Source organism: Pseudomonas sp. Z3-6, from assembly GCF_051131985.1.
Lineage (GTDB): Bacteria > Pseudomonadota > Gammaproteobacteria > Pseudomonadales > Pseudomonadaceae > Aquipseudomonas > Aquipseudomonas zanjanensis.
In genome coordinates, this window is record NZ_CP071644.1 from 1,415,943 (window position 1) to 1,438,763 (window position 22,821).

At 60.3% G+C, this 22,821-nt stretch carries 21 protein-coding genes; 12 read left to right on the forward strand and 9 right to left on the reverse strand.

Translation table 11 applies throughout. The annotated features are described in order from the left end of the window. Positions 1-217: 217 nt before the first annotated feature. A complete protein-coding gene (locus J3P88_RS06435; protein WP_039591469.1) occupies positions 218-724 on the reverse strand; it encodes a L,D-transpeptidase family protein in 507 nt (168 codons plus the stop codon). A 41-nt stretch (positions 725-765) separates the two neighbouring features. Next, positions 766-1,317, reverse strand: coding sequence for an NUDIX hydrolase (locus J3P88_RS06440; protein WP_186705189.1), 552 nt, complete (start codon positions 1,315-1,317; stop codon positions 766-768). 146 nt (positions 1,318-1,463) lie between these two features. Between J3P88_RS06440 and J3P88_RS06445 the strand changes: the two genes are divergently transcribed. Genes J3P88_RS06445 through J3P88_RS06455 form a run of 3 tightly spaced genes read left to right on the forward strand, consistent with a single transcriptional unit; the run spans position 1,464 to position 2,811 of the window. Continuing rightward, entirely contained in the window at positions 1,464-2,063 is a 600-nt protein-coding gene (locus J3P88_RS06445; RefSeq protein WP_250966037.1) for a CoA pyrophosphatase, read from the forward strand. A gap of 17 nt (positions 2,064-2,080) precedes the next feature. Then, entirely contained in the window at positions 2,081-2,605 is a 525-nt protein-coding gene (locus J3P88_RS06450; RefSeq protein ID WP_250966038.1) for a gamma carbonic anhydrase family protein, read from the forward strand. After that, positions 2,602-2,811 (forward strand): DUF1289 domain-containing protein, encoded by a 210-nt coding sequence (locus J3P88_RS06455; RefSeq protein ID WP_411385531.1) that lies wholly within the window; start codon positions 2,602-2,604, stop codon positions 2,809-2,811. Before J3P88_RS06450 ends, J3P88_RS06455 begins: the two co-directional genes overlap by 4 nt. A gap of 160 nt (positions 2,812-2,971) precedes the next feature. Here J3P88_RS06455 and J3P88_RS06460 read toward each other — a convergent pair whose 3' ends face one another. After that, positions 2,972-3,631: a Pr6Pr family membrane protein gene (locus tag J3P88_RS06460; RefSeq protein WP_434574458.1), complete on the reverse strand. Its 660-nt coding sequence runs from the start codon at positions 3,629-3,631 to the stop codon at positions 2,972-2,974. Positions 3,632-3,646: 15 nt separating this feature from the next. Continuing rightward, on the reverse strand, positions 3,647-3,877 hold the full coding sequence (locus J3P88_RS06465) for a VF530 family DNA-binding protein (protein ID WP_003205228.1): 231 nt from the start codon (positions 3,875-3,877) through the stop codon (positions 3,647-3,649). A 496-nt stretch (positions 3,878-4,373) separates the two neighbouring features. Between J3P88_RS06465 and J3P88_RS06470 the strand changes: the two genes are divergently transcribed. Next, on the forward strand, positions 4,374-6,788 hold the full coding sequence (locus J3P88_RS06470) for a glucose/quinate/shikimate family membrane-bound PQQ-dependent dehydrogenase (protein ID WP_434574459.1): 2,415 nt from the start codon (positions 4,374-4,376) through the stop codon (positions 6,786-6,788). Between the two features lie 308 nt (positions 6,789-7,096). Here the strand turns inward: J3P88_RS06470 and purT are convergent, their stop codons facing one another. The 4 genes from purT to J3P88_RS06490 all read right to left on the reverse strand — a co-directional run bounded on the left by purT (position 7,097) and on the right by J3P88_RS06490 (position 10,456). Beyond that, entirely contained in the window at positions 7,097-8,278 is a 1,182-nt protein-coding gene (gene purT / locus J3P88_RS06475; protein WP_207966776.1) for a formate-dependent phosphoribosylglycinamide formyltransferase, read from the reverse strand. A 90-nt stretch (positions 8,279-8,368) separates the two neighbouring features. Further along, complete coding sequence (locus J3P88_RS06480; RefSeq protein ID WP_434574460.1) at positions 8,369-8,836, reverse strand: preQ0 transporter; 468 nt, start codon at positions 8,834-8,836, stop codon at positions 8,369-8,371. A gap of 247 nt (positions 8,837-9,083) precedes the next feature. Next, positions 9,084-9,881, reverse strand: coding sequence for a siderophore-interacting protein (locus tag J3P88_RS06485; protein ID WP_434574461.1), 798 nt, complete (start codon positions 9,879-9,881; stop codon positions 9,084-9,086). Continuing rightward, positions 9,878-10,456 (reverse strand): helix-turn-helix transcriptional regulator, encoded by a 579-nt coding sequence (locus J3P88_RS06490; RefSeq protein WP_434574462.1) that lies wholly within the window; start codon positions 10,454-10,456, stop codon positions 9,878-9,880. Before J3P88_RS06490 ends, J3P88_RS06485 begins: the two co-directional genes overlap by 4 nt. Positions 10,457-10,883: 427 nt before the next feature. On the opposite strand from J3P88_RS06490, the gene J3P88_RS06495 reads away from it, so the two are divergent. From J3P88_RS06495 to J3P88_RS06530, 8 genes are all read left to right on the forward strand, one after another. Continuing rightward, entirely contained in the window at positions 10,884-11,369 is a 486-nt protein-coding gene (locus J3P88_RS06495) for a CS1 type fimbrial major subunit (RefSeq protein ID WP_434574463.1), read from the forward strand. 127 nt (positions 11,370-11,496) lie between these two features. After that, on the forward strand, positions 11,497-14,031 hold the full coding sequence (locus tag J3P88_RS06500; RefSeq protein ID WP_434574464.1) for a TcfC E-set like domain-containing protein: 2,535 nt from the start codon (positions 11,497-11,499) through the stop codon (positions 14,029-14,031). Positions 14,032-14,195: 164 nt separating this feature from the next. Further along, a complete protein-coding gene (locus J3P88_RS06505) occupies positions 14,196-15,437 on the forward strand; it encodes a hypothetical protein (protein ID WP_434574465.1) in 1,242 nt (413 codons plus the stop codon). Between the two features lie 41 nt (positions 15,438-15,478). Continuing rightward, positions 15,479-16,723 (forward strand): hypothetical protein, encoded by a 1,245-nt coding sequence (locus tag J3P88_RS06510; protein ID WP_434574466.1) that lies wholly within the window; start codon positions 15,479-15,481, stop codon positions 16,721-16,723. A 60-nt stretch (positions 16,724-16,783) separates the two neighbouring features. Next, the gene (locus J3P88_RS06515) at positions 16,784-17,527 is read left to right on the forward strand and encodes a molecular chaperone (RefSeq protein WP_434574467.1); all 744 of its coding nucleotides are present in this window, start codon (positions 16,784-16,786) and stop codon (positions 17,525-17,527) included. Positions 17,528-17,570: 43 nt separating this feature from the next. Further along, positions 17,571-18,053, forward strand: a complete 483-nt coding sequence (locus J3P88_RS06520; protein WP_434574468.1) for a CS1 type fimbrial major subunit — start codon at positions 17,571-17,573, stop codon at positions 18,051-18,053. A gap of 90 nt (positions 18,054-18,143) precedes the next feature. Next, positions 18,144-18,638, forward strand: a complete 495-nt coding sequence (locus J3P88_RS06525; RefSeq protein WP_434574469.1) for a CS1 type fimbrial major subunit — start codon at positions 18,144-18,146, stop codon at positions 18,636-18,638. 73 nt (positions 18,639-18,711) lie between these two features. Next, positions 18,712-19,206 (forward strand): CS1 type fimbrial major subunit, encoded by a 495-nt coding sequence (locus tag J3P88_RS06530; protein WP_434574470.1) that lies wholly within the window; start codon positions 18,712-18,714, stop codon positions 19,204-19,206. A 19-nt stretch (positions 19,207-19,225) separates the two neighbouring features. On the opposite strand, the gene J3P88_RS06535 is transcribed toward J3P88_RS06530, so the two are convergent. Then, the gene (locus J3P88_RS06535; protein WP_434574471.1) at positions 19,226-22,333 is read right to left on the reverse strand and encodes a transglycosylase domain-containing protein; all 3,108 of its coding nucleotides are present in this window, start codon (positions 22,331-22,333) and stop codon (positions 19,226-19,228) included. Positions 22,334-22,821 lie beyond the last annotated feature (488 nt).

Genomic DNA, 22,821 nt, shown 5'->3' on the forward strand with positions numbered 1-22,821 from the left:
TGCGTGGACTTGTAACAAAAAGGCTGGTCGACACAGTTCCCTGTGGCTAGGGAGCTTGCTCCCGCTGGGCTGCGAAGCGGCCCCAAAGCAGGCAACTCAATTTGCCTGAGGCACCGAATTGCCTGGTTTTAGGGTTGCTGCGCAACCCAGCGGGAGCAAGCTCCCTCGCCACAGAAACGCCCTATCCACAGACGCTTCTCGCCGCAAGAACGGGGCGCTACGGACGAATTTCGATCATCGTCCCATCCGGCACCAGGTTCCACACCTCGCGCATGTCCACGTTGCGCATGGCGATGCAGCCGTCGGTCCAGTCCAGCGTATGGAACAACTGCTCAGGATTGTCTTCAGAATCCGGTGTGCCGTGGATCATGATCATGCCCCCCGGCTCCACGCCTTCACGGCGGGCGCGGGCGGCGTCGCTGATGTTGGGGTAGGAGATGTGCATCGACAGGTAGAACTTGTCGCTGACCTTGCGCCAGTCGATCCAGTAAAAACCTTCGGGGGTGCGCTTGTCGCCTTCGATCAGCTTGGGGCCTTTCTTGGCGCCCTTGCCCAGGGAAATGCGATAGGTCTTGAGCGGCTTGCCGTCGTTGATCAGTTGCAATTGATGGGCGGACTTCAGCACCAGGACTTTTTCAATGACCTTGCCGTTATAGGTTCCCACGGCGGCGGCCTGGGACACCGCGGTGAATGACAAGCAGAACAGGACAAGCAACCAGCGCATTGAAACGATATCCCTAGAGGTGTCGCGGCTATATTGGATTTTCAAGTATTGGCAGGCTGGGCCAGCGGCGGTATCGACTCGGATCGCACCGGGTAATCTTCGGCTCGCCGATCAGCGTAGAAGTATTCTAGGGTACGGCCCACTGTGCGGAAAGCCAGCTCGTCCCAGGGAATGTCGGCTTCTTCAAACAGCTTCACTTCCAGGCTTTCGGGCCCGGCAGCGAAGTCCAGGTCCATCAACTCGGCGCGGAAGAATACATGCACCTGGCTGATGTGCGGTACGTCGATCAGCGTATAGATGCTCAGGTTACGCACCCGGGCGCAGGCTTCCTCGGCGGTTTCGCGCACCGCGGCCTGCTCGACAGTTTCGCCGTTCTCCATGAAGCCCGCCGGCAGTGTCCAATAACCGCGCCGTGGCTCGATGGCGCGTCGGCACAACAGGACCTTGCTGCCCCAAGTCGGTACACATCCGGCAACGATATTGGGGTTCTGATAATGGATGGTATGGCAAGTGTCACAGACAAAGCGCAGTCGCGAGTCGCCCTCGGGTATGCGCTGGGTCACCGGGTTACCGCACTGGCTGCAGAATTTCATGCTTGGATTCCTGGAGGCTGCGCCTATCTTGGCGTGTACGGGGCGGTATCGGCAAGTTGTCGTTTCGCGACATGACGCGGTCCGGGGCTTGGGCCGCTTGCGTGATTGGTGCATGATGCTAGGCAGCGAATAAATCGAGAAGTCTCATGCTGGACGAGCTACTGCATCGAGTAACCAACCACACGCCGCGCGATCTGGAGACCGATCGGCGTTTCCCTGAAGCGGCGGTGCTGGTGCCGATCACTCGCAGTGATGAGCCGGAGCTGGTACTGACCCTGCGCGCCAGCGGTCTGTCGACCCACGGCGGCGAAGTGGCGTTCCCCGGCGGACGTCGAGACCCGGAAGACCCCGACCTGATTTTCACCGCCCTGCGCGAAGCGGAAGAGGAAATCGGCCTGCCCCCCGGCCTGGTGGAGGTGATCGGTCCCCTCAGTCCACTGATTTCGTTGCATGGAATCAAGGTCACGCCTTACGTCGGCGTGATCCCGGATTACGTCGAATACCAAGCCAACGACGCCGAGATCGCCGCAGTGTTCAGCGTGCCGCTGGAGTTTTTCCGCAAGGATCCGCGCGAGCACACCCACCGCATCGACTACCAGGGCCGTAGCTGGTACGTGCCCAGCTATCGTTTCGAGGGTTACAAGATCTGGGGGCTGACAGCGATCATGATCGTCGAGTTGGTCAACCTGCTGTACGACGCCGATATCGACCTGCATACCCCGCCAAAGAGTTTCATCAATACCTGATGCCCCCGAGGATTCCCATGAAATACCGCCTGGGCGATGCCCGTGTCGAAACCCATCCACAGAGCTGGGTCGCGCCCAACGCCACGCTGGTGGGCAAGGTCCGCCTCGAAGAGGGCGCCAATGTCTGGTTCAACGCCGTGCTGCGCGGTGACAACGAACTGATCCTGATCGGCAAGGACAGCAATGTGCAGGACGGCACGGTGATGCACACCGACATGGGTTATCCACTGACCATCGGCACCGGCGTGACCATTGGCCACAACGCCATGCTCCATGGCTGTACGGTAGGCGACTACAGCCTTATCGGCATCAACGCGGTGATCCTCAACGGCGCGAAGATCGGCAAGCACTGCATCATCGGCGCCAACGCGCTGATCGGCGAGAACAAGGAGATTCCCGACGGCTCGCTGGTGATGGGCTCGCCCGGCAAGGTGGTGCGCGAATTGACCGAGGCCCAGAAGAACATGCTCGTGGCCAGCGCGGCGCACTATGTGCACAACGCCCAGCGCTACGCCCGCGACCTGGTCGAGCAGGAACCATGAGCGCCATTGAGCGCCCGGTGCCGTCGCCCTGCGTGAATATCTGCGCGCTGGACGATGACGACATCTGCACCGGCTGCCAGCGCACCGTGGCCGAGATTACCCGTTGGAGCCGGATGGACAACGAGGAGCGACGCGCGGTTTTGGCGTTGTGTCATGAACGGGCCAAGGCCAGTGGGTTGGTGTGGATGTTGCCGGCGAGGCGCTGATTGTGAATACGCTCCACTGTGTGGCGAGGGAGCTTGCTCCCGCTGGGCTGCGAAGCAGCCCCAAAATCAGGCGCCTGGTGTATCAGGAAAATACGGTGGCTGTTTAAGAGGGGCTGCTGCGCGGCCCAGCGGGAGCAAGCTCCCTCGCCACAAGGGCATCTCACAAGGCTTTAATCGATCGTCGTCCAACCCACCGATCCAACCCCACCACCCCCAGCGCAATTCCGACAAACCCCGCCAATATCCCCCCGGCATTGATGAACACCTGTGGATAACCCAGGCTCGCCACGTCGATGAAAGGGTAGGGGTAGGTCGCCAGCAAATCGCCGCGCAGCAGGACATAGGCGAAATAGACCAAGGGGTAGATCATCCACAGCCCGATGTGCCCCAGGCGCAAGCTGCCTTTGGGCACGCACCGCCACCAATAGGCGATGTACAGCAACGGCACCACCTCATGCAGTAATTCATCGGCCACGAACTGCCAGCCTTCGGGTTGCCAGAGATGGCGCAGCAACAGGTTGTAGGCCAGGCTGACCAGGGCGATGCTCACGGCGATGCCGCTGCGTACGCTGGGCCTGAGGAACCAGCGTCGGGCCGGGGAGGGGCGCAGGGTCAGCTCCCAGGTCAGCACCACCGCCACCAACAGGTTGGTCAGCACCGTAAAGAAGCTGAAGAAACTCACCAACCCGCCCAGCAGGCTCGCGCCCAGTTCCCAGCGGCCCAGCAGAATCAGATACAGCTGGATGCTCAACCCCGCCCAGGCCAGCAGCGCCGCCACCGACACGAAGCGCTGTCGCAGGGTGAGGTGAGGACCTCTCACAATCCCCACGGCTATTCAGACCGGCCGTTTGGTGCGCATCAACTTGATGTACAGGCGCTCGACTTTCTCCCGTGCCCAAGGCGTCTTGCGCAAGAAAGTCAGGCTCGACTTGATGCTCGGGTCGCTCTTGAAGCAGCGGATATCGATGCGTTCAGCCAGGCCGGACCATTCGTAATGCTGCACGAGGGCATTGAGGATCTGCTCCAGCGTCACGCCGTGCAGCGGGTTGTTGTTGGGTTCGGTCATTGGAGGCCTTCGCGGGAAAAAGGGTAAAGCCGCGCACCTTAGCCGAGGTGCCCTTGTGGTGGAAGCATAGCCTTCGTCGTGGCCTCCTGGGCCAGGCGCACTGTTACTGAATCCGAAATGATTCATGTCAATAAAAGCGCTTTCTCTATTTGTAACTGGACATTATCCTTGCGCCGCCTGCTGAAACGCTTCTTCTGGTGTGCCAGAGCCTCTGCGTACAGCTCACTCCTATCGAATTATCAAAAATGCCCGTTGTTCTGACTTTATAAAGACAGCGCTATCTCAGACTGATTCCTGTGGGAGCGGGCTTGCTCGCGAAGGCCATTTTACATTCAACGCCGAGCTGACTGATCCGCCGCTTTCGCGAGCAAGCCCGCTCCCACAAGGGATCGCGGCGGCCAATTTGCCTTTTTCAACTGAACCATGGCCCCTCAAGATCGTCATCTAAAGTGACTACTTGCGCGGGACTCCTCAAAACGACACGGAGAATCACACTATGAGCACTGAGGGTGCTTTGAGTCGAAGCCGTCTGCTACCGAGCTTGCTCGGCATTCTGCTTCTATTGATGGGCCTGGCCCTGCTGGCCGGGGGAATCAAGCTGAGCACGCTCGGCGGCTCGCTGTATTACCTGCTGGCTGGTATCGGCCTGGCGCTGACCGGCGTGTTGCTGATCATGGCCCGTCGCGCGGCCCTGGGCCTGTACGCGCTGGTGCTGTTCGCCAGCACCGTGTGGGCACTCTGGGAAGTGGGCCTGGATTGGTGGCAGCTGGTGCCGCGCCTGGCGATGCTGTTTGCCTTGGGCATCGTCATGTTGCTGCCGTGGTTCCGTCGCCCGCTGTTGGCCGCCGATGCCTCGGCCATGGGCACCCGCGCATTGGGTGCCGCCGTGGTCATCGCCGGTATCGCCGCGCTCGCCAGCCAGTTCACTAACCCGGGTGAGATCAAGGGCCAACTGGACCGCGACAGCGTGCCGGGCATGGCCAACACCGCACCGGCCATGCCGGACGGCGACTGGAACTCCTACGGGCGCAGTGCCCATGGCGACCGCTATTCGCCGCTGGCGCAGATCACCCCTGAGAACGTCGGAAAGTTGAAGGAAGCCTGGTCCTATCGCACCGGCGACCTGCCAGGGCCGAACGACCCGGGTGAAACCACCGCCGAAAACACCCCGCTAAAGGTCAACGGCATGCTCTACGTGTGCACGCCTCACAGCCAGGTGATTGCCCTGGAGCCTGAGACCGGCAAGGAAATCTGGCGTTTCGATCCGAAGCTTTCCACGCAAAAAGCGGAAAACTTCAAGGGTTGGGCCCACATGACCTGCCGAGGCGTGACCTACCACGATGACGCCGTGTACGCCTCCGCCGAGCAGAGCCCGACCGGCACCGCCAGCACTACGCCGGCCAGCACCGTGTGCCCACGGCGGATCTTCCTGCCGACCGCCGACACCCGCCTGATCGCCCTCAATGCCGACACCGGCAAGATGTGCGAAGACTTCGGCGACAAGGGCCAGGTCGACCTGACCGCCAATATCGGTGGCTTCACCGCGGGTGGTTACTACTCCACGTCGCCACCGGCGGTCACCCAAAACCTGGTGGTGATCGGCGGTCACGTCACCGATAACGTTTCCACCGACGAGCCAAGCGGTGTCATCCGTGCCTACGACGTGCACACCGGCAAGCTGGTGTGGAACTGGGACAGCGGCAACCCCGACGACACGACGCCGATTGCCGAAGGCAAGACCTACACCCGCAACTCGCCGAATATGTGGTCCATGTTCAGCGTCGATGAAAAACTCGGCATGCTCTACCTGCCGATGGGCAACCAGACCCCCGACCAGTTCGGCGGATTCCGCACACCGGAATCGGAGAAATACGCCGCCGGCCTGACCGCCCTGGACATCGCCACCGGCAAGGTGCGCTGGTACTTCCAGTTCACCCACCACGACCTGTGGGACATGGACGTCGGCGGTCAACCGACCCTGATGGAACTGAAGACCGCCGATGGCGTGAAACCGGCCGTCCTGGCGTCGACCAAGCAGGGCAGCATTTACGTGCTGGACCGCAGCAACGGCCAGCCGATCGTGCCGATCAAGGAGATCCCGGTGCCGCAAGGCGCGGTGGAAGGCGACTTCACCTCGCCGACCCAGCCGATGTCCGACCTGAACTTCGTACCGCCGGTCCTTCAGGAACGCGACATGTGGGGCGTGACCCCGTTCGACCAGATGCTGTGCCGGATCGACTTCAAATCCTTGCGTTACGACGGCATGTTCACGCCGCCGTCGTTGCAAGGCTCGATCGTCTATCCGGGTAACTTCGGCGTGTTCGACTGGGGCGGCATTTCGGTCGACCCGGTGCGCCAGATCGCTTTCGTCAACCCGAGCTACATGGCGTTCAAGTCGAAACTGGTGCCGGCGGCCGAAGTGGCCGGTGGCCCGGGTCGCAAGAGCGAAACCGAAGGCGTGCAGCCGAACAAGGGCGCGCCCTATGGCGTGATCCTCGAAGCGCTGCTCTCGCCCATGGGCCTGCCGTGCCAGGCGCCTGCGTGGGGTTATGTCGCGGCCGTGGACCTGACCAACAACAAGACCCTGTGGAAGCACAAGAACGGCACCGTGCGCGACAGCTCGCCGGTTCCGATCCCGCTGAGCATGGGCGTCCCGAGCCTGGGTGGCACGTTCACCACCGCCAGCGGCCTGGCGTTCCTCAGCGGCACGCTGGACCAGTACCTGCGTGCCTACGACGTGAAGAACGGCAAGCAGCTGTGGGAAGGCCGCCTTCCCGCCGGCGCCCAGACCACGCCGATGACCTACACCGGCAAGGACGGCAAGCAATACGTGCTGGTCGTTGCCGGTGGTCATGGTTCCCTGGGCACCAAGCAGGGTGATTATGTGATTGCCTACAAGCTGCCGGATTAAGCTCAACCGGCGACCATGAAAAAGGTGACACCCTTGCGGGTGTCGCCTTTTTTTAGCAGCGCGGAGTCTCTGCGAACGCAGGCCTCCGAGCTTCCGAGCTTCCGAGCTTCCGAACTTTTGAGCTTCTGAACTTTTTAGCTTTTTAGCTTTTTAGCTTTTGTGGCGAGGGAGCTTGCTCCCGCTGGGCTGCGAAGCGGCCCCCTGCTTTGCCAGCCATCACACTGCAGGGGATGCTGACGCATCCAGCGGGAGCAAGCTCCCTCGCCACAGGGGATCGTGCTCAGCCTTGGGGTTGTGCTCAGCCTGTTTTACAGCTCGATCTTGACCGCCTGGGAAGCCCGGGTCGCCTTGGCGCGGGCGGCTTCGATGGATTCATCGCGGGCCAGGGCCACGCCCAGGCGGCGCTGGCCGTTGACTTCCGGCTTGCCGAACAAGCGCAGGGCGGTGTCCGGTTCGCTCAGGGCCACGCCCAGATTGGCGAAGGCGGTCTGGGTCGATTGACCTTCCACCAGGATCACCGCCGAGGCCGACGGGCCGAACTGGCGGATCAGCGGAATCGGCAAGCCGAGAATGGCACGGGCATGCAAGGCGAACTGCGACAGGTCTTGGGAAATCAGCGTCACCAGGCCGGTGTCGTGCGGGCGTGGCGAGACTTCGCTGAACCACACTTGGTCACCCTTGATGAACAGCTCGACGCCAAACAGGCCGCGACCACCCAGGGCTTCGGTCACCGCCTTGGCGACGCGCTCGGATTCGGCCAGGGCCACCGGGCTCATGGCCTGGGGCTGCCAGGATTCCTGATAGTCGCCTTTTTCCTGACGGTGGCCGACCGGTGCGCAAAACGTGGTACCGCCGACGTGACGCACGGTGAGCAAGGTGATTTCGTAGTCGAAGTCGATAAAACCTTCGATGATCACCCGGCCCTTGCCGGCACGGCCGCCTTCCTGGGCATAGTCCCAGGCTTTCTGCACGTCATCAGCGCTGCGCAGCAGGCTCTGGCCCTTGCCCGACGAACTCATCACCGGCTTGACCACGCACGGGAAACCCAGGGTCTCGACGGCCTTGCGGTAGTCCTCCACGGTGTCGGCGAAAAAATACGGCGAGGTGGGCAGGCCCAGCTCTTCGGCGGCCAGGCGACGGATGCCTTCACGGTTCATGGTCAGTTGCGCGGCGCGAGCCGTAGGAATCACCGTGAAGCCTTCCGCTTCCAGCTCCACCAAGGTGGCGGTGGCGATGGCTTCGATTTCCGGCACGATGAAATGCGGTTTCTCGGCCTCGATCACCGCACGCAGGGCCGCGCCGTCGAGCATGTTGATCACATGGCTGCGGTGGGCCACTTGCATGGCCGGCGCGTTGGCGTAGCGATCCACGGCAATCACTTCAACGCCCAGGCGCTGCAGTTCGATCACCACTTCCTTGCCCAGCTCGCCGCTGCCACACAACAAAACGCGGGTCGCGGTGGGCGACAATGGGGTTCCGATACGGGTCATCTGAAGGTCCTCAAACAGGAGCGGATCATCGGGGCGCGCGCCGGGCGAGCTGCCCATGGGGAGAAAGCGCGGCATTTTACATGAACCGCGTCAGCCGGCGACGGCCTGTTTGCGCAGACGCCAGGCCATGATCAACCAGACGGCCGTCACCCCGGCGAATTTCGAGAGCAAGGCAGTGATCACTACGGCGGGTGTAAGGGCGTCGATCAGGCCGAAGAAAATGAACGTGTCGATGGGGATGCTCAGGGCCGAACTGATCCACAACCGGTCATGGAGCGGGCGCTTGGTGATCGTGAACACCAGCCAGTCGATGCATTCGGACACCGCGAACGCCGTGGCGCTGGCCAGGGCGATGGTCGGATCCGAGGTGACATAGGACAACACCAGCGCCGCCAGCATCGCCGCAAGGGCGCCGTGACCGAAACGGGTCTGCACCATGTCCCGCAGGATAAACACCAGCCCGCCCCAGGCCGACCAGATGATGTCCAGGTGCGGCGCGGCGGAAAACGCGAAGTTGATCAGCACGACGCTGCTGATGTAGGCGAGCAGGAAGAGCATGGGGCGGGGTACCTGGTGGGGATGGAATGTCGGTGAAACCCTCAAGGGCAAACAGCCCCCTGTGGCGAGGGAGCTTGCTCCCGCTGGGCTGCGAAGCAGACCCAAAACCTGACAACTCGGTGAATCAGATAGATCGAGGTGACTGTTTTTTGGGGGGGCTGCTGCGCAGCCCAGCGGGAGCAAGCTCCCTCGCCACAAAGGCTGTGCTCAGTCAGTGAGTGAAGGGTACTTCAGCACCGCCCGTCCCTCAATCTTCCTCACTGCCCTCCAGCTTCCAATACCCCATCGCCTTCACGAAATCCTGATCCAGGCCTTTCTCTTCCAGCAACACCTTGCGAATCTGCCGCGACACCTTGCTCTCGGTCGCGACCCAGGCATACAGCTTGCCGCCGGGCATGTCCAGCTGTTGCACGGTGCGCAGCAGGTTGTCCTGACGGCCCTCGCGCAGCACCCAGATCACGTGCACCTGCGCCGGGCTCTGGAGGATTTGCTGCTCGGCGCCGTTTTCCACCTCCACCACCACCAGGGCCCGCCGGTTGGGCGCCAGGCCTTCGAGGCGGCGGGCGATGGCGGGCAGGGCAGTTTCGTCGCCGACCAGCAGGTAGCTGTCGAAGATGTCCGGCACGATCATCGAGCCCCGGGGCCCGGCGATGTTGAGGTATTGCCCGGGCGCCGCCTGGGCCGCCCAGGTCGAGGCCGGGCCGTCGCCGTGGAGCACGAAGTCGATGTCCAGCTCCAAGGTGTCCAGGTCATAGCGGCGCGGGGTGTAGTCGCGCATCGGGGGCATCGGGCCCTGGGCCTTGTCGATGCTGGGGCTAGGGCTGGGATTGAAGTTATCCAGGGCGGCCTGTTCCTCGGCGTTCTGCGGGAACAGCAGTTTCACATGGTCGTCTGTGCCCAGGCTGGCGAACCCGGCCAGTTCCGGCCCGCCGACGGTGATGCGGCGCATGCGCGGGGTCAGGTCCTCGACCCGCAGCACTTGCAGGCGACGGCGTTTGATCTCGTGGCTGACACGGTGGATGGTGTTTGGATCGACTTCGGTCATTGGCTTGACTCCGAGACTGATGGACGGTCGGGGCCGTCGACGATGGCTTTGGCGGTGGCGTCGAGCAGGTCGCGCACCCGCCGGATTTCTTCCGGGCTCCAGTGGCCATGATGCTTTTGCAAGGCATGGCGCAGGTTATACACCGCTTCATGGATTTCCGGGGGGCGTTCATGGCCGCGCAATGCGCGCTTGCTGGTTTCGATGCGCGTACGCACCTCATCCAGCGCTTCGGCCTGTTCCTCAAGGGATAGACGTCCGGCATCGGTCACGCTGTAGCATTTTTTTCCATCTTCGACGCCGCAACTGATCATGGCGTTCATTTCCAGGAAGGTCAGGGTCGGGTAGATGACGCCTGGGCTGGGGCTGTAGGCGCCCTCGAACATGTGCTCGATCCGGCGGATCAGGTCGTAGCCGTGGCACGGCTGCTCGGCAATCAACGCCAGCAACAGCACTTTTAAATCACCGGCGGCGAAGACCCGGGGCGCCCGGCTGCCACGCGAACCGGTCGGGCGTCGTTCGAAACCGTCGTGTTCGTGTTTGGAGGAAGAATCGGAATGAGAATAAAGGGGGTTCATATGCTGTCTCCGTTCTGCATATAGATAGCACTCAGATATATCTTGAGTAAAAGATATATCTTTTGGCTTAATCATTTTTCGTAAACTAAGATATATCTTGTTTTTGCGGCGGGTTACTTGCGTTCAGGGAATGACCTTACAGGAATGCTCAATGTATGCGGGGGGCGGCGGCATACATTTGTAATGATAAAAATGGCGCAGGCTTAAAATGTGGGCTGTTTCTGACAGCTAAACTTATGCTTTAACAAAAACTGCATATTTTTCGCTCTTTCGTATGCCGTAGGTACTACAAGCCTATAGGAAGTTGCCTGCTTTTTTTTAATTAAAGAGCGCCGATCATGCTCGGCGTTGGAGGGCCAGCCAAGTTGCGCTTGGTTTGCAAGCTCCAGCCATTTCTCTTTATTGCTTAAAAACAGGTGTTAACAACATGCTCAAACAACTCGTATCCGGTACTGCCCTGGTCGCCGCTACCCTGGGTTCCTCGCTGGCATTCGCTGCCGATGATGCACGCTCTTCCATCCACATCACCGCGAACATCCCGACCCAGCAGTTCCATGTGCTGCCGCGCAACCCAGACTTTGGTAAAGATGAAACCATGAACTACAACACGGTCAGCGGCACCCTGACCTCGTTGCGTCAGACCTTCGATGTGAAGAACACTGACGGTTCGGTAAACGCTTATATCGAAGGCGGTCCGGCTTCGCTGTTCAACGGCAGCGACGCCATTGCCCTGACCACCACGTTCAATGGCGTCACCCTGACCGCCTTGTCCCAGGAAGTAGTGGACGACGCTACCTCAACTCCAGGTACCCAGGCTGAAATGGTCATCATCCCGGCCAAGCCGCTGGACACCCAGAACGGCCTCTATACCGCTGATATGACCGTCATCTTCGACGCCGTGCCGCGTCCTTGATGGCCGTCGATGCCCGTTGAGTTTCACCTCGCCCCACGGGCATCGCCGCAGGCCGGCCGGTTCTCCCCAGCCGGTCGGCCCGCACCTGAAACGCCCCGATAGCGCACAGATTAATGAGAGTCCGTTGATGTTTCCGATGACACCCATCGCGGGTGCGCTCGCGCTGTTGTTGTGCGCGAATGCACTGGCCGCGCCGACTGCCCCCGGTACTACCCCCAGAAGCCTGTTGGCCCAGGCCAAGGGCCTGCCGGCGGAGTTCGAAGCGCATTTCTTCGATGTCCCTCTTGCGGTTCGTGTTGAACTCAACCAGCAGTATCTCGGTGAAGCCATGGTGGTCTTGACGCGGGATGATCGAATCACCCTGCTGGAGTTCACGGACACTCAGGAAAGCACCATCAAAGCGATCGAGCGTGAGCAATGGGAGCAACTTCTCAAACAGGGGCTGGCACTGGGTGCCTGCGAAGCCAACTGTTCGTCAGGGCTGCTGGCTGTGCATTACAGTCTCGAAAATTCCTTGGTGACGATCCTGACCAGGGACGTGGAACGCGTCACCGAAACCAAGCGTTACTACGATCAGCCGGAAGGCGGCAGCCTCGGACTGATCCTGAACAACCAACTCAATATCAATGGTGGCCAGGAACAGGACACCGGTGGCCGTTATGGCCTCAACGCCAGTTCCAGCCTGGGCAACTGGAGCCAGTCGCTGGACCTCCAGCTCTCGCGCCTGGGTGGGCCGGATGACAAGATCTACCATGCTGTCCACGAGCTCTATACCCAACGGGAGCTGGAAGGCACTTTCTTTCGCCTGGGTTATTTCACGCCAAGCTCCGATGGCTTGAATCGGCAGATCCGTTCGTTCGGTGCCAACCCGGACACGGCGTTGGGGGTGATGTATGGCAGCTCCGACAGCCTGGTGATCGATAATCCCAAGCCCAGCGTCTACCCCATCTATGTCACCGCCAGCCGTCAGGCTTCGGTGGAAATCTATCGCAACGGCTTGTTGATCAATACCCAAGCCGTCAGCGCCGGCTTGCAAAGCCTGGATACCCGGAGCTTGCCCGGCGGCATTTATGAAGTGGAAGTCAGGCTGATCGAGGACGGGCAAACCACCGCCACCAGCCAGGAGTTGGTCTATAAACCCAACAATTGGAACAGTACCGAAGACCGTTGGCGCTACAACCTGTTCGCCGGGCGGGAGACCCGACTCTGGAGCAACTGGGAAGACCAACCCTCGGGTTTCAACACCGCCGGGCTTGGCGTCAACTACCTGTTGCACCCCCGGGTCATCCTGGGCGCCTCCACGCGCCAGGTGCAGGACAAATTGCAAGTCGGCACCTCGGTGGACTGGACGCTGGGCAGCAATACCAGCCTCTATGCCAACGTCTATCAGACGGAGCAGTACGGCAACGGCATGGACCTGCAAGGCCTGTACAGCTACGGCAATGGTAGCGTCGTCGCCAGCCATAACCGCAGTTGGCTTGACACCCGCAACACCTACGAGACCTTGCCGGACGGCACGCGCATTCGCCAGCGCAATGTATATGTAGGACATACCAGCAATTCGTCGCTGTCGGTCAACCATCGCTTGAGCAACAAGACCTCCGTCAACGGGCGGCTGGCCTATAGCGAAGGCAACGTACAGGGCACGGGCCTGGACCTTGGCTGGACGCAGCGCACAACGTTTCGTGGCAGCGATGCCAACTGGCGACTATCGGTGTTCGACCGTCCCGGTACGTCGAGCACGGGCGACAAACGCAATCGCGGCCTGGACCTGAGCCTCAGCGTGGCCTTGGGCGGGCCGGGTGAATACTGGTCGGGCAGCATCGGCACGCGCACCTCGCGCGATGGCGAGCGCGACAACAATGCCTCGCTGTCGTATCGCCGCAGCCTGGAGGACCATGTGCTGCAAAGCGTCTCCGGCACGGTGCTGGCCGACACGTATGGTGTGGGCCTGTCCGGCCTCGCCAGCTTCGAGACCGATTCACTGTTCGGCGATGGCTTCGTCCAGCGCTCTTCCTATAACGACAACCTCACCGGCGGTTTGAACCTGAGCAGCACAGTGGCCGTGGGCGGCCAGAAAGCCACGTTCACCGGCGTACCCCAAGGGCGCGGCGCGGGGATGATCGTCGATGTGGAAACCGATCTGGACGCCGTCGCCCTGCGCGCCGACGATTTGACCGGCGGCAGCACCCTGTTGCATCCCGGTCGCAACTTCGTGCCGATCACTGCCTACAAGAACAGCATGGTGACCTTCGATTTCGAGGGCCTTCACCCGCCGGCGGCGAACATCGAGCCGTCGCGCACCCGCTATCACCTGAACAAGGGCGGCGTGGACTATCGCAGGATCCAGGTCCTGCGGACGGTGACGGTGCTCGGGCGCTTGCTCGATGCCCAGGGACAGCCGCTCAAGGGCCATCACGTGATCAACCACGCCAGCCGCGGCATCAGCGAGGTGGACGGGTTCTTCTCGATGGAAATGAATGCCGGCTCGCCGACGCTGGAAGTGCGCTATGGCAATGAATTGTTCTGCCGGTTCCGGCTTGACCCCGACAACGCCGATCGCGAAGGCGATGTGTTGATGATCGGTGACTTGCGCTGCACGCCGGACACGTTGGCCGATACGGCGGTTGCCGAGGCTGACACTGCGAAACAGCGCTCATGAACCGCCAAGGCTGTGGGAGCACAACCCTATTGGCTAATGCTGGTCGCTCAAGATCAACGATGAACCCGTGGCGAGGGAGCAAGCTCCCTCGTCACGGGTTCACCGATTCTCGGAAAGAACAGTGTTGCACGCAGTTATTTGTCTTGATGTATGAGGTTGTATAAATGAAACCCTTATCGGTTGCAGTGCGCAGCGTGGTCTCTGTGTTGTTGTTTGCGTGTGTGCCTACGGCCAATGCCTTGAGTCGGGATATCACGGCGGTGTTCAGGCCCGACCCCTCGAAACCCAACGAGAATACTTTTCTCAACACCACGCCGGTAAGCGGTCACTGCGCGTCCAATCCCTGCTACAGCATGTTCAGCATTCGATTGCCCCTCACTGCCGATGGGAACAGCGCTATCCAGGCGAATCATCAAGATCCTCGGCAAGGCGCTATGTTCAGTGTGCCTACCAATTGGCGTCCGGTACAAGTTACCCATACGGGTACGGGCGAATCAGAAACTGTTGAAGTGCGGTGGTCCGGCTTTGGCTCGAAACACCGGTTCACCCCCAATGTGATCCAATTGGTAGGCGGGGGCGTGAGCGCACTGGAAGCTCACGACATGTTATGGGGCGGTCGTTGGGGAGCGCATCCACCCCCTCCATGTCGATACGTCAGTGGGGGAGGTTTTGACGATCGGGTCTATACCTTTTTCTTGCGGACGCCAACAGAAGGCGCGTGCGCCAAGACCGCCCGTTATTTGCTTCCTGCCGGAACCATGAATTATGAGTATTTGGACTTCGCCTATGAATTGCGCACACCCAATCCTTTAAAAATGTCCTCCGGCCAATACACAGGGTCGCTGACTTATAGCATAGGGCCTCGGCAGGATATTGATCTGGGCGATGTCATGGTTCCGAGTGATTCGGCGCTCACGCTCAATTTCAAACTCGACGTCGAGCACATCCTCAAAATAGATGTTCCCCCCGGGGGCAACCGGGTCGAACTGGTGCCTCAGGAAGGCTGGCAATCCTGGCTGAACAGCGGTCGTAAGCCAACGCGGCTGTTTCGTGACCAACGCTTCCATATCTCCGCCTCTTCGCGCTTCAAGATGATGCTCGAATGCGAGCAAGTCAGCGGCAATACCTGCGCGGTATCCGAGGCCGGCAGCGGCCATGCGGTGCCGGTCGACATCAGCGTGACCCTGCCCAACGGCTTGACCGACGGCGCCGGGCAACCCGTCAATCGGCGTCGGCTGTTGCGTGACGGCAGCGGCACCGAACTGTTTCAACCGGGCCAGTATGTCGATCGCGGGCCGGGAACCCTGCACTTCGAAATTGGTCGCGACAGCGTCGAACAAATGCTCGACAGCGGTGCGAAGGCGTATTCCGGCAGCGTCACGGTTGTCTGGGACTCGGAAGTTTAAAAAACTTGGTCTATTCAACGGATTTGAATGAGGTCGTACCAATGAAAGGATCACCAGTAATAGCAGGCTGTGTGGTTTCAACGTATTTGTTTTTCGGCGTTCCTGTTGCCAACGCATTGAGCCAGAACATCACCGCATTGTTCAGGCCCGACCCGTCCAAGCCTCAGCAGAATGCTTTTACCAATACCACGCCCAATAGTGGTTATTGCCAAGAGCATCCATCGCAGTGCGCGGGTACGACATTCAGCATCCGGTTGCCAATGAGTTTTGAATCGAACGCACCTATCCAGGCAAACCATGGTGACCCTCGCCAAGGTGCGATGTTCGAAGTGCCCGCTAATTGGCGTATCACCCAAGTGACGCATGCCGGTACAGGTGAAACGGCCTTCGTTGAAGTACGTTGGGCCGGTTTGGGATCGCGTCATGAGTTTGATCGCAAGGTGGTCGATCTGGTCGGCGGAGGCGTGAGTACGATTCAAGCGCACCGAATGTTATGGAGTGGTCTTGATTGGGTATATGCCCCCGCGCCCTGCCGGTACAGCGGTGTTGGCTGGTATAACGAAAGGTCCTATCAGTTCTTCTGGAAAACGCCGACAGAGGGTACGTGTGCAAAAAGGGCCAACTACCTGGTCCCGTCGATGAAGTACAACTATCTGGATTTTGCCTATGAACTGCGCACGCCTAACCCTCTGAGGATGTCGTCCGGCCAATACACAGGCTCGATTACCTACAGTGTCGGGCCGGGACGGGACATCGACATGGGTGATGTCATGGTGGCCAGTGATTCGGTGATCACCCTCAATTTCAAACTCGACGTCGAGCACACGCTCAAGGTCGACGTGCCTCCAGGTGGCAACCGTGTAGAGCTGGTGCCGCAGGAAGGCTGGCAATCCTGGCTGAACAGCGGGCGTAAGCCGACGCGGCTGTTTCGTGACCAGCGCTTCCATATTTCGACCTCTTCACGATTCAAGATGCTGCTTGAGTGCCAACACGTAAGCGGTAACACCTGTGCGGTATCGGAGACCGGCTCCGGCCATGCCGTGCCGGTGGCGGTCAGCGTCAGCCTGCCCGACGGTTTGACCGACGCGGCCGATCAGCCAGTCAACCGGCGTCGGTTGTTACGTGACGGCAGCGGCACCGAATTATTCCAGCCGGGGTTCTATATCGACCGACGACCTGGGGCTTTGCATTTCGAAATTGACACAAGCGGTGTCGAGGCGATGTTGGACAGTGGGGCCAGCATTTACACCGGCAACGTCACGGTCATCTGGGACTCGGAAGTTTGAATGGCTTGACGGCCACACTCTATTAGTAATTGCGCTTGATGCACGAGGTTAGACAAGTAAATGAAACAGCTATTGGCATGGATTGGATTCGGTCTTTTTTGCAGCGTGGCCCAGGCGGGGCCGCAGATCGGCGTTGGGGTGGTCTACGACTACCTGGACGGTGACAAAAGCACCTACATGAAACGGGTTTTCAACGGCGGCACGTCCACAGCCTTCGTCAAGGTCAACATCCTGGAAATCGTCTACAACGAGGACGGCACTTATCAGGAAGTGCCGCTGCAGAACCAGGCCAGCGCAACGGCCAAGGATGGCCTGATGGCCAGCCCGGCGCGCCTGATCGTGCCGGCCAACGGCATGCAGGGCACGCGGTTGCTGTTCATGGGCAACCGCGACAAGGAGCGTTACTTCCGGGTGCGTTTCGTGCCGGTGGTGCCCGAAGCCGAGGATGAGTTTGCCGTCAGCGCCGAGGAACGCGAAGCCTACAAGAAGGAACGCGTGGAGGCGGGGGTCAAGGTCCTGGCGGGTTACGGCACGGTGTTTTTCGTGCGGCCCAAAAATACCCGTTTCGAGACGGTGATCGATGACAACGCCAGCCGCTATCTGATGCGCAACAACGGCAACAGCGTGGTGGTGATCGATGAATTCAAGGATTGCGCCGCGCAGAAAGAAAACGATTGCCGTCCGACCACCAAGCACCACGTCATGGCCGGTCGGTCCTTTTCCTTCGACAAGGAGGCGGGCCGTGAGTATCGCTTCACATTGATCGAGGGTGGCCAGAGCAAAGCCGTCGAAATCAAGGGTTGACGGCTATCGTCGCCGAATCGTCATTGCGCTACAGGTAATCGATATGTCCAAGACACTGCTATGCCTCCTTGCGTCGATCGGGCTGACATTGCCCTGGTTCCCGGCTTGGGCGGCGGTCGAGCGGGAAACGTTCGAACTCTACGTGACCATCCCGACGGCAGAGTTTCACGTGTTGCCACTCGATCCGGAGCTGGTACAGCGCGAACAGCGCTTGCCGTTCAACACCATCAAAAACGACCTCATGCCCTTGCGCGCGACCTATGAGGTCAAGAACACCAATGGCGCCATCGGCGCCCGGCTGGGCGAAGAAGCCTATCTGTCCAATGGTCGCGAGCGTATCGACTTGAGGGTCAAGTTCAATAACGTTGAACTGAGCCTGGATTCATCCCAGGTCGTGTCGGCCAGCGAGGCCAGGCCGGGGCGCCAGGTGCCGTTGGAAATTGCCGCGATCAAGCCCGGTGACGCCTATGTGCCCGGTGACTATTACGGCACGGTGCACATGGTATTCGATGCTTTGGCGCCGTAGGGCGATCAGCGCAAGCGCACGGAAGGGTGAGGCTCATAGCGTGCAAGCTCCCTCGCCAAAGATGTTATTAACCATAAAAAGGTGTCAAAGATGTTTGAAAAAATTATGTTCGTTACTGCTCTGGGGGTTGCTGCCCTGAGTTCCTCGTGGGTGTTCGCTGCCGATGATGCACGCTCGAACATTCACATCACGGCGAATATTCCGAACAAACAGTTTCATGTGCAACCACGGGACCCGGAGTTCGGTAAAGACGAAGTGATGCACCTTGACCCTATCACGGGCTTTTTAAGACCTTTGCGCCAAACCTTTGATGTAAAGAATACCGATGGCTCCGTGCATGCTTATCTTCAGGACGGCCCGGCTTGGCTGAGCAATGGGAATGCCCGAATTGACCTGTCGGTGTCGTTCAATTACGTAATCCTGAGTAGCGAGCCTAAGGAGGTCGTGGATGATGCGTCGTCCACGCCAGGCACCCAGGCCGAGATGGTTATCTCTGCATCCAGGAATCCAGATGGAGAATCACCAGGCTTGTATACCGGTAACTTCACCGTCATTTTCGATGCAGTCCCTCGTGTAACCCTCTGATCCATGCCCCTGTGCACGTTAGCTGGTTTGCTAGCCGCAGCTTGCTCTATTAACTATAAGAAAGGCGTAAAACATGCTTAATAAAATGATGTTCGTGGCTGCTCTGAGTGTCGCTGCCTTGAGTTCCTCGTGGGTATTCGCTGCCGATGATGCGCGCTCATCCATCCATATCACCGCGAACATTCCTAATAAACAATTTCATGTGCAGCCACGCGATCCGAACTTTGGTAAAGATGAGCGCATGTATTACAACCCTGTATCCTTCGAATTGAGTTCCATACGCCATACCTTTGATGTGAAGAATACCGACGGCTCGGTTCATGCTTACCTAGAGGGGCGCCCTGATCTGTCTAATGGTAGCGTGATCAGACCTCTGCGCGTTTGGTTCAATAACGTACAGTTGGGCTATGCGCCTAAAGAGGTAGTAGATGACGCCACATCCACGCCAGGGACCCAGGCGGAGATGCTCATCATCCCGGTTAATTGGGGCATCCCTCACTGGTCCGCGGGCCTGTACACCGCGAACTTCACGGTCATCTTCGATGCGGTGCCTCGCGTAAACCTGTAATACAAAGGCGGTCTACAAGTCACTGGTTTGCCACTAACGGCTTGCACTGGGTATGACTTCCCGGCTGCAAGTACGGCGAGAGAAATGGCGCCATGCCCTTGAGCACCTGCACCGGCAGCGCTGAGGTGAACTTGAAGTTCTGCGCCGACGCACCTGGAACGAAAGCGGTCAACGTGCCGAAATGGCTGTCGCCGATGTAGAACACGAACGTGGCGGTGCGGTTGATCGATTTGGAGCTGATCACCCGTCCGCCGGAACCCACCGCTTCGATGCGGTTGTCACCGGTGCCGGTCTTGCCACCCATGGCCAGCGGCGTACCGTCGGCCAATTTGAAACTGCCGGCCACGCGTTTCGCGGTGCCGGCATCCACCACCTGGGACAGCGCACCGCGCAAGGCCCGGGCCACTTCCACCGGCATCACGCGCTTGCCATTGTCCGGGTCGTTGACCAGTCGTGTTTCGTAGGGCGTATTGACGGCAAAGTCGAGGCTATCGACCCGCAAGGCCGGCTGCCGGACGCCGTCATTGAGGATGGTGCCCACCAGTTCCGCCAGGGCGGCGGGGCGGTCGCCGGAGCTGCCGATGGCGGTGGCCAGCGACGGCACCAGGTGATCGAATGGATAGCCGACTTGCTGCCAGCGCTGGTGGATATCCAGGAAGGCTTCGATCTCCAGCATGGTGCGGATGCGGCTGTCGCGGGCGCTCTTGTGTCGGCTCTTGAACAGCCAGCTATAAACTTCCTGGCGCTCGAACTGGCTGGCCTTGACGATCTGGCTGAACTTGGCGTCGGGGTTGTTCAGCAGGTAGCCCATCAGCCATAGGTCCAATGGGTGGACCTTGGCGATGAAGCCCTGGTCTGGCAGGTCGTAGGCGCCGGGGCCATAGCTTTGATAGAGACGTTCGAGGCGTTCTTCGGTGAGTTTTTCAGCGCTCTTGGCCGATTTCAAATGCGCGCGGACGAAACGGTTGAAGCTCTCCTGGCTGTCGTTGGGAAAGAAATAACGGTGCACGGCGGCCAGGCGAATGGCGGTCGGGCGCATGCCGTCGAGGAAAGTTTCCAGGCGCTGGGCGGTGTCCTTCTTCTGGTATTTCTTCCAGAACCTGAGCAGGAACGAGGTGCCTTCGCGGTCGGCGAATTGGGCTAGGTATTCCTGGCGACGTGGATCCTTGTCGTCCTTGAGCAATTCAGAGCTGTTATTGGGCCCGGCGTAGGTGGCGTAGCGCACCAGGTCGCGCATCAGGCGAATGAACGGCAGGTTGATGGATTCGCGCAGGGAGTCGCGCAGCGTGGGCAGGCGGCCGTCGTCTTCCTTGCGGAAGTTATGGAAGGTGTGAAGCCCGCCGCCGGTAAAGAACGCCTCGCCGGGGCTGGCTGAATAAGTGCGGTCCAGCGCCGCTTCGAGCATCGTCGGCAGGTTGCGGTCGGTGTTTTCGATCAGATAGTCCACCGCCCAGCGGGACAGGCGGTCCTGCTCGGCGATCTCGGTTTTCTTCAACGCCGCCGGAGTCTGTTGGGCATAACGCTCATGCAGTTCGGCGATGATCTGCAAATAGGTGGTCAGCACCCGAAGCTTGGCGGTGGAACCCAGTTCCAGCTTGCTGCCTTCGTTGATGTCGAAGGGCTGGTCGGTGCTGTCGGTCTGCACCCGCACGCGCGAGCCATCGGGGGTCAGTTCCAGCAGGGTGAAGCTGTAGCGCACCTGGGTGGTGCTGGTGGGGGTCAGCAGGCGTTCTCCCATCAGGCCGATCTCGGCGGCGAAGGCCGGGTCGGCCAAGCGCTTGAGGTACTCGGTGGCCTGGGCCTGCAAATCGCTTTGCAAGGTGCTGGTGGCGGAGAGGTCGAGGCGATCGAGGTCGTACAGCGGGCGGTTGAGCAACGTGGCGAGGCGACTGCGGGCGGCGCTGATGCCTTTGTTGGTTTCGATGGGCTGGACGGTCGGGTCCTGGACCCAGTCGCGATAGGTGACCTTGCTCGCCAGGGCCGCCTCGGCCAGCGCCGCGTCGATCACACCGTTCTGTGCCAGCAGGCGGATGTGGCTGTCGGTCAGGCGCGCCAGTTCATCATGCCCCTTGGACAAGTAATGGGACGGGCGGCGTTGAGCGATCATCAATGACAGCATTTCCCGCAGGGCCAGGCCTTTTTCCGCCAGGCTCTTGGGGTCGGTGGCGGTGCTGGACAAGCGTTCATTGGCGCGCTTGAAATCGGCGCCATACCAGACCCGCAAGCCTTCGGCCATGCCGTGGACTTCACCGTGTCCCGGCACGGCGGAGAGTGGCACGCTGTTGAGGTAGTCGCGGATGATCCGTTGCCGCGCCTCGAGGGTCTGCGGGCCGGCCTGGTAAGCACGCACGCTGGCGGAAATCATCTGGCGGATCTTCTCCGCGCCGGACACAGTCAGGCCTTCAGGCGAGTGACGGTACTTCTCCAGTTGTGTCGCCAAGGTGCTGCCCCCGGCGGACTGCCCCGGCAGGCTCAACAGCTTGGCGACTTGCGACCAGGCCGCCATGCCGAAGCGCGGCCAGTCCACGGCCGGGTTGGCCAAGGGTTGCTTGGGGTCGAGCAGAAAACGGTTCTCGATGAACAACAGGCTCTGCACCACCACGGGCGGGATCGCTTCGAAGTTCGCATACAGTTGCTGCGGGTACTTGAACTGATAGACCGGCGCGGCGCGGCAGTCGGTGATGGTCAGCCCGGCCTGGATCTTTTCCGAATAGGGTACGAACAGGCCTTTTTCGACGTAGTCCATCAACGCCGGCGAAAACCGCGCCTGGGCCTGGATCACGTAGTCACGCTTGAGCAGGCGCGGCAGGAACTCCCCGAGCGCGCTGTAGCCCAAGCGCCGGTCGAATGGGCCCGCGCCCGGATAGACGATGGCATCGCTGGGCCCCGGCTGCACCGAATAGCTCAGGGACTCGGCGTACTTGCTGAGCTCCCGGGCCTGAAACCGCGACGTGCGCATTTCCTTGGCCACCGCCAGGCCGACCACCACGACGATAATCAGCAACAACAACCAGAATGCCCGCCAGCCATGCCGTGCGCGGCGTTTTTTTTCAGGTAAAGGCGCTTCTTCCATACGTTCAGTCGGGACCACAGGTTCATTCGAATCGGTTTGCCACAAAGCGCCCATAGTCGACTGATCCATTAAGCAGATTGATCGGACTTGCTTGAAGCTTAGACGGTGGTTGGCGTGGGGGAGGGGAAATTGTGGACAGCCGACATGCGAACTCTTGTCGGAGGTCATTGGCTGATGAGCCTTTGTGGCGAGGGAGCTTGCTCCCGCTCGGCTGCGCAGCAGACGCGACGGTGGCATGGCTGAAGCGATTGCGGGGTTGAAAAAGCGGGGCGGCTGCGCCACCCAGCGGGAGCAAGCTCCCTCGCCACGGTAGGTGTGTTTTCAGGATAGGTGGTTGCCAGCCTTGCGCGAGGAATGCGCAGGTGCTTGTGGTCGTCATGGTCTGATGAGCCTTTGTGGCGAGGGAGCTTGCTCCCGCTCGGCTGCGCAGCAGACGCGACGGTGGCATGGCTGAAGCGCTTTCGGGATTGAAAAAGCGGGGCGGCTGCGCCACCCAGCGGGAGCAAGCTCCCTCGCCACAGGTACTACGCCGTTTTCGGAAA